This is a genomic window from Shinella sp. M31 (assembly GCF_049199205.1).
Taxonomy (GTDB): Bacteria; Pseudomonadota; Alphaproteobacteria; order Rhizobiales; family Rhizobiaceae; genus Shinella.
Genome location: NZ_JBLZPH010000155.1, coordinates 14,319 through 28,991 on the forward strand (window position 1 = coordinate 14,319; position 14,673 = coordinate 28,991).

Sequence of the window (14,673 nt, forward strand, 5' to 3'; positions counted from 1 at the left end):
GATGACTGGATGGTGTCGACGTTGTCGCACATACGGGAGATCGAACGCGTCGGCATGGGCGCGGTCAGCCCGCGCGATGTGCCCGTCGTCCAGTCCTGGCTGCGCTGCCTCAACGATTACAAGCTCGACCCGACCGTGGCGCAGGAAGCCTATATCGTGCCCGAGTTGAAGCTGCGCGAGCACCGCGAGCAGGCGGAAGAGCTGATCCGCATCGGCCGGTCCGGCCTTGAAACCCTGTTCAACCAGATCGCCGAGCAGAACTACGTGCTGCTCCTGTCGGATGCGCGCGGCGTCACCGTCGATTTCATGGGCGATCCGACCTTCGATAACCAGCTGCGCCGCGCCGGGCTTTATCTCGGCTCGGAGTGGTCGGAAAACCGGGCGGGCACCTGCGCTGTGGGCGCCTGCATCGTCTCCGGCGAGCCGGTCATCATCCATCAGGACGATCATTTCGACACCAGCCATATCGGCCTGACATGCACAGCGGCGCCGGTCTTCGATACGCTCGGCGATCTGACGGCCGTGCTCGATATCTCGCAGCTGCGCTCGCCGACGGCCAAGGCCAGCCAGCAGCTGGCGCTGCATCTCGTCGCCTCCACCGCGCGGCGCATCGAGCTTGCCAATCTGATGACCCGCACGCGCAACGACTGGGTATTGCGTCTGGCTCGTTCGCCGGAATTCCTGGATGTCGATCCGGATGCGGCCATCGCGCTCGACGGCTCCGGACGCATTACCGGCATGACCCATGGCGGCTTCGGCGCGCTGGCCCGCGCGATGAACCTGCGCGGCCTTTCCACCCGCGATTTCCTCGGCCAGCCGATCTCGCAGGTCTTCGATATGGATGTCGATGATCTTCCACGCTTCATGCGTGGCCGGCCGAATGGCGAACGGTTGATCCGGGCGAAGAATGGACTGGTTTTGTTTGCCAGTGCGATCGCGCCCGCCGTCAATCTGCGCGCTCCCTCCCAGCCGGAGCGCCACCTGCCGCGGGCGCTGCGCGATCTCAGCGGTGGCGATGCGGCGATGGAGCGCGTTCAGGCCCGCGCGGCGAAACTCGCGGCCCGTGACATCCCGATCCTCATCCAGGGCGAGACGGGCAGCGGCAAGGAATTTCTGGCGCGCGCCATTCACGACAGCTGCGAAAGCCCTGGCAATTTCGTCGCCGTCAACTGCGCGGCGATCCCCGAACATCTCATCGAATCCGAACTCTTCGGCTATGCGCCCGGCGCCTTCACCGGCGCCAACCAGAAGGGCAAGCGCGGCCTGATCGAGGAAGCGAGCGGCGGCACGCTGTTCCTCGACGAGATCGGCGACATGCCGTTGTCCCTGCAAAGCCGTCTTCTCCGCGTTCTCTCTGAAAACGAGGTGCAGCCCGTCGGTGCGCTGAAGCCCAGACCGGTGCGCCTGCGCGTCCTCTCCGCCTCGCACCGCGATCTGGGCGAACTCGTGAAGGAGGGCCGCTTCCGGCAGGATCTCTATTATCGCCTGAATGCGGCGACGCTCGCTTTGCCGGCCTTGCGCGAGCGAGACGATCTCGGCTGGCTCATCGGCCAGCTTCTCGGCCGCATCGCCAGGGAAAACGGCGAGGCCTATCGCCTCGACAAGGCTGCACGCGCCGCGCTGTTGGCCCATGGCTGGCCGGGCAACCTGCGGGAGCTCTCCAATGCACTGCGGGTCGCCGCCGCGCTCTCGGAGGAGGGCTTGATCACGCCCGATTGCCTGCCGGACCACCTTTTCGCCGAGGTCGCTCCAGCCGTATCTGGTGACGAGGACGCGCTGCGCCAAGCGCTCAGCGACTGCGGCAACAATGTCTCCGCGCTCGCCCGCAAACTCGGCGTCAACCGCTCCACCATCCATCGCCGCCTCAAGCGCCTCAACTGAGGCAGCAGCTGCAACACCTGTTGCACCGCACCTGTTGCAAACGGTCGCGCCATGACACACTCCACGTCCTAACCTGTTGATTTCTTGATGTAATCCCTATCTGGCACGCCGCTTGCTGCTCTCCAGCCAGGAGATAGCAGGAGGAGAAACCATGCTCGACAAGACCCCCACAACGCGCGTTCAGGCGCTTCTCGACACGTTGGGTGCCGCCCTCGAATCCGGCCGCATCGAGGATGCCGTCGATCTGTTTGCCGAGGACTGCTACTGGCGCGACCTCGTCGCCTTCACCTGGAACATCAAGACCGTCGAGGGCCGCGATCAGGTGCGCGACATGCTCGAAGCCCAGCTTGCCGGCGCAAAGCCGTCCAACTGGCGCGTCTCGACCGGCGAGGCGGCGACGGAGGCGGACGGCGTGCTGGAAAGCTGGATTTCGTTCGAGACGGCGACCGGCCGCGGCTATGGCCTCGTGCGCTTCAAGAACGGCCTGATCTGGACGCTGCTGACGGCGCTGGCCGAGCTGAAGGGCCACGAAGAGAAATCCGGCTTCACGCGTCCCCTCGGCGCCAAGCACGGCCAGAACCTCGGCGCGAGGACCTGGAAGGAGGAGCGCGAACACGAGGAGCGCACGCTCGGCTATGAGAAACAGCCTTATGTCGTCATCATCGGCGGCGGGCAGGGCGGCATTGCGCTTGGCGCGCGGCTGCGCCAGCTCGGCGTGCCCACCATCATCCTCGAAAAGAACGACCGGCCGGGCGACAGCTGGCGCAAGCGCTACAAGTCGCTCTGCCTGCACGATCCCGTCTGGTACGACCACCTGCCCTATATCGACTTCCCCAAGAACTGGCCGGTCTTCGCGCCGAAAGACAAGATCGGCGACTGGCTGGAATTCTACACCAAGGTCATGGAGCTGAACTACTGGACGCGCTCCACCGCCAAATCGGCCAAATGGGACGATGCGGCGAAGGAATGGACCATCGTCGTTGACCGTGACGGCGAGGAGGTGGTGCTGAAGCCCAAGCAACTGGTCTTCGCCACCGGCATGTCCGGCAAGGCCAATATTCCCGACTTCAAGGACCGCGAGCGCTTCAAGGGCGAGCAGCACCATTCCTCGCAGCATCCGGGACCGGATGGCTACAAGGGCAAGAAGGTCGTGGTCATCGGTTCGAACAATTCGGCCCACGATATCTGCGCGGCGCTCTACGAGGCGGGCGTCGACGTCACGATGATCCAGCGCTCGACGACCCATATCGTCAAATCCGACACGCTGATGGATATCGGCCTCGGTTCGCTCTATTCCGAGCAGGCGCTGGCGAATGGTGTGACGACGGGCAAGGCCGACCTCATCTTCGCCTCGCTGCCCTACCGGATCATGCACGAGTTCCAGATTCCGCTCTACGACAAGATGCGCGAGCGCGACGCCGACTTCTATGCGGCGCTGGAAAAAGCCGGCTTCCAGCTCGACTGGGGTGCCGACGGCTCGGGCCTCTTTATGAAATATCTGCGGCGCGGCTCCGGTTACTACATCGATATCGGTGCCTCGCAGCTCATCATCGACGGCAAGGTGAAGCTGGCGGCGGGGCAGGTCGAGGAGATCACGGAGAATGCGATCAGGCTTGCCGACGGCAAGGAAATCCCGGCCGATGTCATCGTTTATGCGACAGGCTATGGCTCGATGAACGGCTGGGTCGCCGACCTCATCGATCAGGCAACGGCCGACAAGGTCGGCAAGGTCTGGGGGCTCGGCTCCGACACGCCGAAGGACCCCGGTCCCTGGGAAGGCGAGCAGCGCAACATGTGGAAGCCGACGCAGCAGGAGGCGCTGTGGTTCCACGGCGGCAACCTGCACCAGTCGCGCCACTATTCGCAGTATCTTGCCCTGCAGCTGAAGGCGCGGCTCGAAGGCATTCCCACGCCGGTCTATGGCCTCCAACCGGTTCATCACCGGAAATAGACCGGCACCCGGGCGGGCAGCGTCCTCCCGCTGCCCGCTCTTTCTTTCGGTTAAGGACTGTTGTGCCGGGCTATCGGCGTGGCCTGCGGCACGACGACAACAAGCAGAAAAGCGCCGCCAGATAACGGATTGCCATTGAGCTGATCGCGAGACTCAGCCTTGGGGCTGCAGGTAGAGGTCCTGATCTCCGTCGTCTTATTGCACGTGAGGTGCCCAAACCTGTCTTTTTAAAAGATTTCCCTTTGACATGCCGGCGTGGTTGCTTGATTTCAGCCGATAGCGCCCGACATGGTGTGCGAGCGGATGCCGCGAGACAGGGACCTTTGAAAAGCACGAAGAAAGACAAGGCGCCGCGGCCGCGCAAGCCGAAAACCCTGCTGCAACAGCTTGCCGCCAAGCCGGAGAAGCTGTTTTCCGGGGCGTTTCGACAGCAATATGCCGCCCTGTGTTTTCGGTTCCTTCCTGACGCCGCCGGCATCGAAATCCTGGTCGTGACGTCGCGCGACAGCGGGCGCTGGATCATCCCGAAGGGCTGGCCGATGAAGGGCAGGAAACCCTACGAGGCCGCCGCGATCGAAGCCCTCCAGGAGGCCGGTGTTTCCGGAAAAATTCGCAAAAAACCGGTCGGCAGCTACACCTATCTGAAACTTCTCGACGACGGCGACGTCGCGCCCTGCATCGTCGATGTCTTCCAGATCGAAGTTACCGAGACCGCCGGGAAATTCAAGGAGAAGGGCGAACGCATCCTCGCCTGGGTCAGCCCGGACGAGGCGGCGCGGCGGGTGCGCGAGATCGAACTGAAATCGCTGCTGGTGGAATTCGTGTCGCGGTGACCCGATACGGGGAGCGATGCATATCCGGCCGGTTGAAATTTTTGATGCCGCGGACCTGCATCGAGGATATCTGAAACGTTCTGAGTGTGTGGGGCCGGGGCCTCCCTATCGAGTTGCGACCGGAGATGCGCGCCATTTTTTCCATTCGAATAGCAGGAACGGGGCACGTGGTGCCGGCGAATGTGGTTCTCTCCGAAGCGCTGGATCGGCGGCTGGGATTTCCCACCGGCCATCTGGAAAGGCTTTCAGGCGTGCACAGCCGGCATGTCTGCGAGGCTGAAGATCAGATCGAGCTTGCCGTTGCCGCTGCCCGCCTTGCCTTGGAACGGGCTGCGGTGGCTGCGGGGGAGATCGACCTCGTGCTCGGCGCCTGCGGCATTCCCTACCAGACCCTGCCGGCAACCGCGCCGCTCGTGATGCGCCGTCTCGGCATTCCCGATGGTGCGGCCGCGGCCTTCGATGTCAATGCCACCTGTCTCAGCTTCCTCTCGGCGCTGGAGCTTGCCGCCGGCCGCATCGCCGCCGGACAATCCCGCACGGCGCTCGTCTTTTCCTCGGAAGTCGCCTCGCGGGCGCTGCCCTGGAAAGAGCAGCCGGATGTCGCGGCCCTGTTCGGCGATGGCGCTGCCGCCGTCGTGCTGACGGCGGCGCCGGAAGGGGCGGGCGCGATCCGCGCGAGCCTGATGCGCACCTACCCTTCAGCCTATGAGGCCTGCCAGATCGGTGCCGGCGGAACGCGCTTCGATTTCGCGCGGGAGGCGGCGGCGTTTGCTGCCCATTCCGTCTTCCGCATGGACGGCAAGGCGCTTTTCCGCGTCACGCACCGGCATTTCCCCCGTTTCGTCGAAGATCTCCTGGCCGCTGCCGGCTGGACGCCCGCCGATGTCGATCTCGTCGTGCCGCACCAGGCAAGCCCGCTGGCGCTGGAGCACATGATCGAGCAGGCGGGCATGCCCGGCGCGCGCGTGGTCAATATCGCAGCACGCTTCGGCAACCAGATCGCGGCGTCCATCCCGACCGCGCTCGACATCGCCTGGACGGAGGGGCGAATCCACAGGGGAACGCGGCTTCTGCTGCTCGGCACCTCGGCCGGCGTTTCCTTCGGCGGCATGGCCATCGAGGTTTGATCGCGATGCGGATCCTGGTCACCGGAGCGACGGGATTTCTAGGCGGGAGAGTGATCCGGCATCTTGGCGCCCGCGGGCTCGATGCCGTCGGCCTCGGTCGCGATGACGCCCGATGCCGCGCGCTTCAGGGCGCGGGTTTTACGACCGTCCGCGCCGACCTTTCCCGTTCCGTCCTGCATCTGGCCGACGTTATCGGCGGGGTGGACGCCGTCGTCCATTGCGCCGCGCTCTCCGCCCCCTGGGGGCGTCTTGCCGCCTTCCGCGCCGCCAATGTGGGGGGCACCCGAAACGCGCTCGATCTGGCCGAAGCGCTCGGCGCCCGCCGGTTCGTCAACATCTCCTCGCCGACGGTCTATTTCGAGATGAAGGACAAGATCGCCGTCGCCGAGACTGCATGCCTGCCGCGTCCGATCAATGCCTATGCCCGGACGAAGGCGGAGGCCGAGCGACTCGTTTTCGCCTGCCCTAGAGTGGGCCCCGTCAACCTGCGGCCACGAGGGATTTACGGCGCGGGCGAGGAGACGCTGCTGCCGCGCCTTATTACCGCTGCCCGTCGCGGGCCTCTGCCGCTGCTGCGCTCCGGTGCTGCCGCCATCGATCTCACCCATGTCGATGACGTGGTGGCGGCGATCGAGGCGGCGCTGAGCGCCGACGCTGCGGTCGAGGGCGAAACATTCAACATTTCGGGCGGCGACATGGTGCCTGTACGCGAGCTTGTCGAGCGTGTCTGCTCGGCGCTTGGCGTATCGCTGCGCTGGAAGCGGGTGCCGTTCTATCCCGCGCTCCCGCTGGCGCGTCTTGCGGAAATCGCGAGCCTCGCCCGCCCCGTTCCGAAAGAGCCTGTTGTCACGCCCTATACGCTCGGCCTCTTCGCGTTCCGGCAAAGTCTCGATATTTCCAAAGCGCAGCAGATGCTCGGCTGGCAGCCCAGGATTTCGCTCGACGAGGGGCTGGCCATGACCTTAGATGGAAGGCACGCACGATGAAGCCGGTCTTCGCCAACAGCGCTTTCGTCACGGTGCCGGAGCGGCTGTTCCTGTGCGGCGGAACCTGGCGGCGCGTGCCGTTGAAGGTGCGTTATGGCGTTTTCCGGCACCCGGCAGCCGGTCCTGTTTTGATCGACACGGGCTATGGTCCGAGCGTGACGCGGGGGCCGCGCGGCCTGGCGCTGCGCCTCTACAATGCGATCCTCGGTCCCGATCTGGTGGCGGCGGGCCAACCCGAAGCCGTTCTACAGCGGCTCGGCTTGAAGCCCGGGGATGTCGGGACCATCATCGTCACGCATTTCCACGCCGATCACGTTGCCGGTCTCCATCTCTTCCCGAAAGCGCGAATCGTCGCAAAGGCAGATGTGCTCCGGAAAATCCTGAAACAGCCCGCGCACAAGAACCTGCATCAAGGCATTTTCCGTGACCTGCTGCCGGTCGATCTCGCTTCGCGGGTGGATGACGTCGATGGCGTTGGCCTGCGCGAGGCTCCGCTCGGGCTCGGTGGAGGCCACGATCTCTTCGGCGACGGCAGCGTGCTCGCGATCGATCTTCCCGGCCACGCCGAGGGACATTTCGGTCTCTGCTTCGCCAACCTCCCCACGCCGCTTCTCTATGCGGTGGATGCGCAATGGTGCGCCGAAGCGCTGGAGGAGGGCCGCCGCCCCGGCTTCCCGGCCAGCCTGATCGCCGACGATCCTCAAGCACTTGCCGAGAGTACCCGCCGCGTTCTGGCGTTCCGTCAGGCGGGCGGCGAGGTGTTGCTGTGCCATGACCCGGCTGAAAGCCGCTACGATCTTGCCGCGGAGGCGCCATGACCGCCAGGCTCCGCATCCTTTCCGCCTTCGCGCAAACGGGATGGATCGTTCGCGCCGGCCGTTCGCGTGCCGCGTTCGAAAGGGGACAGTCCGCGGCCCTTCGCCACTGGCTGGAACGCGACCTGCCCGGCGTCGATTTCTATCGCGGCGCGCCGCCTCGGCTGGAGGGGCTGCCGATCATCGACAAGGCCGTCGTTATGGCGGATTTTGCGGCTTTCAACCGGGGGCGTATCACGGCGGAAGCGGGCTGGCGCGCGTTCGAAACGACCGGCCGGTGCGGCGATATCAGCATCGGCGCCAGCACGGGCACCAGCGGCAACCGCGCGCTCTACGCCATCACCGCCGCCGAGCAGGACCGCTGGCTCGGCACCATCCTCGCCAAGGCGGTGCCGCGGTTTCTCGTCGAGCCCGAACGTGTCGCCGTCATCCTGCCCCAGAATTCCGCGCTCTATGACGGCGCCCGCCAGTCGCGGCTGTTACGGCTGGAATTCTTCGACCTGCGGCAGGGCGCCGAACACTGGCTGCCGGCGCTGGAGGCCTTTGCACCGACGACCATCGTCGCGCCGCCGCGAGTGCTGCGCCATCTTGCCGAAACCTCCGGCCGGCTGGCGCCGCGACGGCTTTTCGCCGGCGCCGAAACGCTTGACGTGGTGGACCGCACGGTCATCGAGGCGCGTTTCGGCAAAAAGCTCGGGCAGATCTATATGGCGACGGAGGGGCTTTTCGCCGTGTCCTGTGCGAAGGGCCGGCTGCATCTGGCGGAAGACGCCAATGTCTTCGAATTCGAGCCTGTCGCGGACGGGCTCGTCGCCCCGCTGGTGACGAGTTTCCGGCGCCGGTTCCAGATCATGGCGCGCTATCGCATGAACGATCTCCTGCGCCTGTCGGACCGTCCCTGCGCATGCGGTTCCCCGTTGCGGGTGGTGGACGAGATCGTCGGCCGTCTGGACGATGCCTTCGTCTTCGAGCGTGCCGATGGCACGCGGCTGCTGCTAACACCCGATGTGATGCGCAACGCCGTGCTCGACGCCGCCCGTGCGATCACCGATTTCCGTATCGTCCGGGAAGCGCATGGCGGGATCATCCTTGTGCTGAAACCGGGCCTTGCAGACGCGGGTGCCATGGCGGCGCGGGATGCGCTCGGCCGGGTGTTTTCGCAGCGCGGGCTTGCTCCAGAGATTGTCGTGCGGCGCGAGACGATGGTCTTCGACGTGCATCGCAAGCTCCGGCGGGTGGAAAACCGCTTCCGGCCGGAGGGCGGGGCATGATAACGCTGCCGCAGCAGGACGAGCGGGTGCGCAATGCGCCGGACGCGGTTCGCCGCTTCGTCGCGCTTTTCAACGCCCATCCCGTATCCGAACTCATCGGCAATCTGGTCACGACGGTCGATTCCATCGCGGTCGAGGAACGGCATTTTCCGATTACCCTCAACGACCGTCGGGATGCGCCGACCTGCTATATCTGCTGCCCCAGCAGCGCCTATGTAGACTATGCCATCGACGAGACCCGCAATTTCGCGGCCGCCCCCATGGTGCGCAGCGCGGCGCGCGCCTTCATCCGCGCCTGCCGCCCGCTGGTGGCGGCAAGCGGGCTCGACCGGCAGGTACAGGTCAACAACTGGCTGCTGTCCACCAATCCGGTGCCGTTGATTTCGCCCTCGGCGGCGGCCTTCCTGGTAACGCAGTTGCGTGAAAAATATCCCGACAGGGCGATCGTCATCCGCTCGCTCAACGCGACGGCGGACGGGCCTTCCATGGCCAGTCTCAAGGCGGCGGGGTTTCGCTTTCTCGCCGCGCGGCGGGTCTATCTGTTCTCCGGCGAGGGTGCGCGGAAAACGCAGAACCAGGGATACGACCGCACGCTTCTCTCGCGCACGCCCTATCGCTTCGCATCCGGCGAGAGCTTTACGGAGGCGGACTACGTGCGCGCCGCCGAACTCTACAAGCTGCTCTATCTCGACAAATACACGCCGCTCAACCCGCACTATTCTGCGCTCTATATCCGCGAGATGCACCGGCGCGGTCTGTTCGACCTGATCGGCTTCCGGGATGGCGACGGGCAGTTGGCGGCGGTGTCGGGTTTCTTCGCCAATGGCCGCACGCTGACGCAGCCTATCGTCGGTTACGACACGCGTCTTCCGCTGAAGGACGGGCTCTACCGGCTGGTGATGGCGACGGGGCAGGGTATTGCCGCCGAACGCGGCCTGTTCTTCAACATGAGTGCCGGTGCAGGCCGATTCAAAAGTCTGCGCGGCGCAGAACCCGTTATCGAGTACAACGCCGTCTATGTCGCCCATCTTCCGCTGAAACAGCGTCTGGCGGTGCGGTTGATGGAGGGGCTGTTGCGGCGCATCGGCATTCCGCTTCTGGAGGCATTCGATCTATGAGTTTTTTCCCCGATGGTTGGCAGGCGGTGGCGATCGCGGCCACGATCGACAAGACGCCGCGGCGTATCCTGTTGTCCGGCCTGCCGGTCGTGCTGTTTCGCAGCGGCGCTGAGATCGCCGCGCTGCATGACCGCTGCCCGCACCGGCATGTGGAACTGTCGAAGGGCAAGATCGAAAACGGCGAGATCGAATGCCCGTATCACGGCTGGCGCTTCAATGCCGCCGGCGCCTGCACGGCCATTCCGGGGCTGACGGGCGCGGTGCCGGGGTATCGGGTGCCGAGGCTGAGGACGGTGGTGAAGGACGGCGTCGTCTTCGTCGCGCGCGGCGAGCCGGAGGGCGAACCCTATCTGCATTGCGCGGAGGGGCAGAAGATCATCCTGAAACTCGTGGAGAGCAGCACGCGCTCGACGCTGATCGATACGGCCGAAAACATCCTCGACGCCACGCACACGCATTTCACCCACAAGGGGCTGCTGCGCGGCCTGAGCAGCGAGCGCCAGCGCGTCCGCGTCGATGTGTCGGGCGGTCCGGGATGGGTCGAGGCGTGTTATACCGGCGAGGAGCGCCAGCACGGCCTGATCAGCCGGCTGCTGGAGGGCGACCGGGTCAAGACGATCGGGCGTTTTCGCGCGCCCGGCATTGCGGAACTGGAATATTGGGGGGCGAAGGGGCTGGTGCTTGCCACAACCTTCCATCTGCGGCAGGCCGCGGAAAACCAGGTGGACGGCATCGGCTGTCTGATCGGCCCGCGCGGCGGGATGCTCGATCACTTCAAATCCCTCGCCTTCCGGCCGATGTTCCGCATCGCGCTGGAGCAGGATCGCCGAGTGCTGACGTCGGCAAGCCTCAACGCGGCGCACTGGCCAGAGGCCTCTCCCATTGTCGGGCCGCTTGATTTCCTGCGCCGCAGCATCGAAGCCATCATGGCCGGCGACCTGCCGCCCGTCGCGGAAAAGCCGGAGACGTTTTACATCGAGCTTTGATCCGGCCCGTCCCATTCGATATCGCGGGTGGAGGCGCGCTGCAGAGAAATCCGGTGGCGGAGCGCCAGCATGGCGATCTCGCCAAGCGCCCGCCACTGCGCTCGTTTCGGGGCCGGGTCGTCAGGCCAGTCGAGCAGTTCGTCGGCGGCCTTCAAATTGCGCAGGAATGCGCCGACCGCCCCCGCCCGCAGCGCGGCCGGCAGGCCGTAGAGCCAGAGCGCGAGGCGGACCGTCTGCGGGCGCGCGACATCGGGTTCGACGGTTCCTTCGCCGGCGGCGATCGTTGCGGCGAAGGCCTGCGGATTTCGGAAGAAATGCAGGCCGCTCGTGCCGCGGGGATTGCACTCCAGCGGCAGCACGGTGCCGTCAGGCCGGCGGATCAGGTCGAAGGAGAGCTGGCCGGTCCAGCCGGTGCCGGCGGCAAAGCGGGCGACGAACGCCTTGGCGGCGCCGTTCTCCACCGGCACGAAATAGATGCCCGCCCCTTTGCCGGCCCGATAGACCGAGCGGTAGAGCGAGAAGGCCTGCAAACGGCCACCATTGGCGATGGCGTAGACACTGAGTTCCTCGCCCTCGAGGAATTCCTGGGCGACCCAGGGCGCCTGTAGCGTCGGGGCGAGCGCGTCGAGGTCTTCCGGCCGGGGGCAAAGCAGGACGCGGCTGGCGAAACGCGACCAGGCCGGCTTGAAGACCAGTTTCGACGCTGACCCGCTGACAGCGGCGAGGTCGGCCCGATCCCTGATAAGCGTCGTTTGCGGCGCGGCAAGGCCGAGGCCTTTGCACAGTTCGATGAAATCGAACTTGTTGTGCGCGCGGGCAAGGAGCTCGCTATCAGGGGCGAAAAGCCTAGCCGTCAGGTGCCGCTCGCGCCAGACGGCGGCGAGGTAGAACACCTCCTCACAGGTCGGCAGGACCAGCGAGATGCCTTGCCGTTTGACCAAATCTTCGACGGTGTCGCCATAGGCGTGCGGCTCGAAGCGCGGTGGCGGCAGGCGGACGTAGCGGGCGCAGGCGCGGCTGGCGGCGGAGAGGGGGGAGGCCGGTGTATCGGCCAGCACGACGCGCCAGCCCGCACCATGAAACAGCCGCGCCAGATGCAGCGCGACGGGTGCGCGTGCACCGGTGATCAGGACGGATTTGGTCGGGGTGGAGGCTGGCATCGGGTCCGGTTTTCGTAGGGGTTATTCTATAGACGATTCTGCTGTGCCGGATCACTCTACCGCTGCCCGCAGGGCCCGCGTGATCTCGTCGGCGAACATGGAGGCGGCGAGTGCCCGGCCGCGCTTTTCGCGCTGGACGAGGGAGAGCACGTTCTTGCCGAAGGTGCGGTCGCGGATCTGCACATAGGTGAGCAATCCGTTGCGCTGCTCCTCGGCGATATCGAACTTGCTCAGGAAGGCGATGCCGTCGCCGCTGGCGGCAAGGCATTTCATGGCCTCGATCGAATTGGTCAGGAAGGCCGGCTCGACGGCAAGCCCGGCTTCCGAAAAGGCATCGGCGACGATGCCGTGGATCAGCATCGACTTGTCGGCGAAGATCAGCGGATAGGGCTCGCAGAAGGAGAGCGGCAGGGTCTCCATGCCGGCGAGCGGATGTTCCGGCGAGACGATCGCGCCGAGCCGCGTGTCCATCTTCCACAGCGTTTCGAGCTGCGGCATGGCCGGCAGGTTGAAGGCGAGGCCGAGATCCGCCTCGCCGTCGATGACCGCCTGCACGATATCGCGCACGAACATCACGCGGATGGAGATTTTCAGCCGCGGATGGCGGGCACAGAAGCTCGCGGCCGCCTTCGGCACGATGCCGCCAGCCAGGCCATTCATGGTGGCAATGATCACCTCGCCGCTCTGCAAGGTCTTGATGTCGCGGATCTCGGCCTCGACCTGGCTGTATTCCTTGATTGTGCGGCGCACGTGGGCCAGCAGGATTTCGCCCGCCGGCGTCAGGCGCAGGCCGCGCGGCAGTCGCTCGAACAGCGGCTCGCCGATCGCCTCCTCCAATTGGAGCACATGCTTGTTGATGGCCGAAGGCGCGACGTTCAGCCGTTCCCCGGCCGCGCGGATCGAGCCCAGCCGCGCCACCTCGTCGATATAGCGCAGCACGCGGGAGTGCAGCATGGTGACCTCCTTCAAGCGCTCTCGAAAAGCGTACGCTTTGCGCGTAAAATACTGCTTTTCGGAAACGGTTCAATGGCGTCTTATGGCTTTCGAGAGGCGCGGAGGCAGGAGCCGCGCTTGCGGGGGAAACCCCGAACGAATGCCGGCCCGGCGACGGGCCGAAGAGACCGGAGGACCATCATGAACCAGCATGTAACCATCGCGGAGGCCGCCCACTACGACACGGTGCGGGCGATCTTCGCCATCCTGAACGGCGAGCGGGAGGCGGACCTGCTCCTGAAGAACCTGAACATCCTCGATGTTCACGGCGAGACCGTCTATCACGGCTCGATCCTTGTCTATGACAAGCGCATCATCGCGCTCAATCCGGACGAGAGCATCCTGAAAGTGAAGGAAGTCTTTGACGGCCAGGGGCTCTATGCCATTCCCGGCCTGATCGACGCCCATATCCATTTCGAATCCCAGCTCGCCCATCCAACCGCGCTGGCCGAGGCGATGGTGCCTTGCGGCACGACGACGATCTATTCCGAATGCCTCGATCTCCTGAGTGCGGCCGGCGAAGAGGGCGTCGAGGCGGCGCAAAAACTGTTCAAGGACTACGACAAGCTGCCCTATCGCCTCTATGCCTTCGCGCCTGGCAAGAAGACGGCGGCCAATGTCACCGAGGCGGTGCTGAAGATGGAACCGGTGATCGGGCTCGGCGAATTCGAGCACTTCACCTATTCCTCGGGCAATGACGACGATTTCCGCAAGGCGGCGTGGGTTCGCGCGCAGGGCGGCTTCATGAACGGTCACTGGGGCGTCACGGCGCTTTCCGACATGATCCTCAACTATCTGCCGGCAATCGGCTGCTCGAACAACCACGACGTCTGGAACGAGAAGGACCTCGAAAAGAGCGTCCGCTACGGCTTCCCGACGCATATCAAGTTCGGCGTCGGCAGCGCGGAGGTGATCAAGGTGCTGCTGCGCGCCATCGTCGACCGCAAATGGCCGACCGACAATTTCATGCTCTGCACCGACAATATCTCCATCGAGCGCCTGCTGACCATGGGCCATATGGACTGGATCATCTCGCTCTGCGCCGAGATGGGTATCAACCCGATCCATGCGATCAAGATGGCGACGCTCAACACGGCGCGCTCCTTCCACATGGAAGACAAGCTCGGCTCGCTGACGCCCGGCCGCTTCGCCGACATCGTGCTGACCGACAGCCTGTCGAAGATCAATCCGCGCTATGTGTTCAAGGACGGCGAACTGGTCGCCAAGGACCGCAAGCTGCTGACGAATGCCGAGATCGATTATTCCGGCATGTGCAAGAAGGGCGTTCCGGGTCTCGCCGGCCTCACGGCGGACCAGCTCGATATCGTGCCGCTCGAAATCTCCGAGGATGGCAGCAAGGCGAAGGTCTATCTGTTCGACGTCTATGGCCGCGGCCATGCGAAGTTCTACCAGGAGGTCTGGGTGCCGCTGCGCGACGGCAAGGTGGTGCCCGAGGTGGATGGTGTCAAATATTCGCGCCTCTCGGTCATCCAGCGCTATGCCGATGGCAAGCGTCATGTCGTCAACGGCCTGTTCAAGGGCGTGTCGATCG

12 protein-coding genes are annotated in these 14,673 nt (G+C 65.0%); 10 read left to right on the plus strand and 2 right to left on the minus strand.

Annotated features, from left to right (window positions below; translation table 11 throughout):
- The first annotated feature begins 9 nt into the window (after positions 1 to 9).
- From ACOZKU_RS25490 to ACOZKU_RS25530, 9 genes are all read left to right on the plus strand, one after another.
- The gene (locus tag ACOZKU_RS25490; RefSeq protein WP_421581255.1) at positions 10 to 1,881 is read left to right on the plus strand and encodes a sigma-54-dependent Fis family transcriptional regulator; all 1,872 of its coding nucleotides are present in this window, start codon (positions 10 to 12) and stop codon (positions 1,879 to 1,881) included.
- Positions 1,882 to 2,032: 151 nt separating this feature from the next.
- The gene (locus ACOZKU_RS25495; protein ID WP_421581256.1) at positions 2,033 to 3,832 is read left to right on the plus strand and encodes an NAD(P)/FAD-dependent oxidoreductase; all 1,800 of its coding nucleotides are present in this window, start codon (positions 2,033 to 2,035) and stop codon (positions 3,830 to 3,832) included.
- Between the two features lie 323 nt (positions 3,833 to 4,155).
- Entirely contained in the window at positions 4,156 to 4,665 is a 510-nt protein-coding gene (locus tag ACOZKU_RS25500; RefSeq protein ID WP_421581257.1) for an NUDIX hydrolase, read from the plus strand.
- A 167-nt stretch (positions 4,666 to 4,832) separates the two neighbouring features.
- Complete coding sequence (locus ACOZKU_RS25505; protein WP_421581258.1) at positions 4,833 to 5,792, plus strand: 3-oxoacyl-ACP synthase III family protein; 960 nt, start codon at positions 4,833 to 4,835, stop codon at positions 5,790 to 5,792.
- Between the two features lie 5 nt (positions 5,793 to 5,797).
- Positions 5,798 to 6,778 carry an NAD-dependent epimerase/dehydratase family protein gene (locus ACOZKU_RS25510; RefSeq protein WP_421581259.1) on the plus strand — a complete coding sequence of 327 codons (981 nt, stop codon included), beginning with the start codon at positions 5,798 to 5,800 and terminating at the stop codon, positions 6,776 to 6,778.
- On the plus strand, positions 6,775 to 7,596 hold the full coding sequence (locus ACOZKU_RS25515) for an MBL fold metallo-hydrolase (RefSeq protein ID WP_421581260.1): 822 nt from the start codon (positions 6,775 to 6,777) through the stop codon (positions 7,594 to 7,596). The genes ACOZKU_RS25510 and ACOZKU_RS25515 overlap by 4 nt, the downstream gene beginning before the upstream one ends.
- Positions 7,593 to 8,864 carry a CoF synthetase gene (locus tag ACOZKU_RS25520; RefSeq protein WP_421581261.1) on the plus strand — a complete coding sequence of 424 codons (1,272 nt, stop codon included), beginning with the start codon at positions 7,593 to 7,595 and terminating at the stop codon, positions 8,862 to 8,864. The genes ACOZKU_RS25515 and ACOZKU_RS25520 overlap by 4 nt, the downstream gene beginning before the upstream one ends.
- A complete protein-coding gene (locus ACOZKU_RS25525) occupies positions 8,861 to 9,982 on the plus strand; it encodes a GNAT family N-acetyltransferase (protein WP_421581262.1) in 1,122 nt (373 codons plus the stop codon). The genes ACOZKU_RS25520 and ACOZKU_RS25525 overlap by 4 nt, the downstream gene beginning before the upstream one ends.
- The gene (locus tag ACOZKU_RS25530; RefSeq protein WP_421581263.1) at positions 9,979 to 10,968 is read left to right on the plus strand and encodes a Rieske 2Fe-2S domain-containing protein; all 990 of its coding nucleotides are present in this window, start codon (positions 9,979 to 9,981) and stop codon (positions 10,966 to 10,968) included. Before ACOZKU_RS25525 ends, ACOZKU_RS25530 begins: the two co-directional genes overlap by 4 nt.
- Here ACOZKU_RS25530 and ACOZKU_RS25535 read toward each other — a convergent pair.
- Together ACOZKU_RS25535 and ACOZKU_RS25540 are read right to left on the minus strand one after the other, a co-directional pair.
- Complete coding sequence (locus tag ACOZKU_RS25535) at positions 10,953 to 12,128, minus strand: ATP-grasp domain-containing protein (protein ID WP_421581264.1); 1,176 nt, start codon at positions 12,126 to 12,128, stop codon at positions 10,953 to 10,955. The genes ACOZKU_RS25530 and ACOZKU_RS25535 overlap by 16 nt on opposite strands.
- A 51-nt stretch (positions 12,129 to 12,179) precedes the next feature.
- The gene (locus ACOZKU_RS25540) at positions 12,180 to 13,082 is read right to left on the minus strand and encodes a LysR family transcriptional regulator (RefSeq protein ID WP_421581265.1); all 903 of its coding nucleotides are present in this window, start codon (positions 13,080 to 13,082) and stop codon (positions 12,180 to 12,182) included.
- A gap of 180 nt (positions 13,083 to 13,262) precedes the next feature.
- On the opposite strand from ACOZKU_RS25540, the gene ACOZKU_RS25545 reads away from it, so the two are divergent.
- Positions 13,263 to 14,673: amidohydrolase family protein (locus ACOZKU_RS25545; RefSeq protein ID WP_421581266.1), on the plus strand; the 1,411-nt coding region annotated here is incomplete at its 3' end.

Coding starts and splice junctions, on each gene's coding strand:
- ACOZKU_RS25490 (WP_421581255.1), top strand. CDS start 10: ATGGTGTCGACGTTGTCGCACATACGGGAGATCGAACGCGTCGGCATG.
- ACOZKU_RS25495 (WP_421581256.1), top strand. CDS start 2,033: ATGCTCGACAAGACCCCCACAACGCGCGTTCAGGCGCTTCTCGACACG.
- ACOZKU_RS25510 (WP_421581259.1), top strand. CDS start 5,798: ATGCGGATCCTGGTCACCGGAGCGACGGGATTTCTAGGCGGGAGAGTG.
- ACOZKU_RS25515 (WP_421581260.1), top strand. CDS start 6,775: ATGAAGCCGGTCTTCGCCAACAGCGCTTTCGTCACGGTGCCGGAGCGG.
- ACOZKU_RS25520 (WP_421581261.1), top strand. CDS start 7,593: ATGACCGCCAGGCTCCGCATCCTTTCCGCCTTCGCGCAAACGGGATGG.
- ACOZKU_RS25525 (WP_421581262.1), top strand. CDS start 8,861: ATGATAACGCTGCCGCAGCAGGACGAGCGGGTGCGCAATGCGCCGGAC.
- ACOZKU_RS25530 (WP_421581263.1), top strand. CDS start 9,979: ATGAGTTTTTTCCCCGATGGTTGGCAGGCGGTGGCGATCGCGGCCACG.
- ACOZKU_RS25535 (WP_421581264.1), bottom strand. CDS start 12,128: ATGCCAGCCTCCACCCCGACCAAATCCGTCCTGATCACCGGTGCACGC.
- ACOZKU_RS25540 (WP_421581265.1), bottom strand. CDS start 13,082: ATGCTGCACTCCCGCGTGCTGCGCTATATCGACGAGGTGGCGCGGCTG.